Raw genomic sequence first — 282 nt, 5'->3', positions numbered from 1 at the left:
TAAGCCTCTCATTCCTTACATCCTTTGTATGGGTGGCGTTATTATGTTCTATAACATGGCCTTAAACGTTCAGGAACATGTCCGCCAGGTCCATCAGTGTATTCAGATAGATACCTATCCCTGGCATGTGGCCATGAGAGAAGAAGAAAATACCCGCAATGATGGCCATCGTGGAATAGAGAGGAACCGATAACAAAGCATAGCCAATATTACCGCCAGGTTTTAGGTGAGCAGGCACCTTAATCAAATTGTAGATACTGACGATCAACAATAAGGCTATGC

Annotated in this window: 1 protein-coding gene; it reads right to left on the bottom strand. The window is 43.6% G+C overall.

The genetic code is table 11. From position 1 onward, the window contains the following. Window positions 1–61: 61 nt before the first annotated feature. On the bottom strand, window positions 62–282 hold a 221-nt coding region (locus A3766_RS30990; protein ID WP_231882883.1), incomplete at its 5' end, for a hypothetical protein.

Source organism: Oleiphilus sp. HI0132, assembly GCF_001635845.1.
Note: the sequence above shows the minus strand (reverse complement) of the source record. Positions and strands in the feature narration are given on the sequence as shown.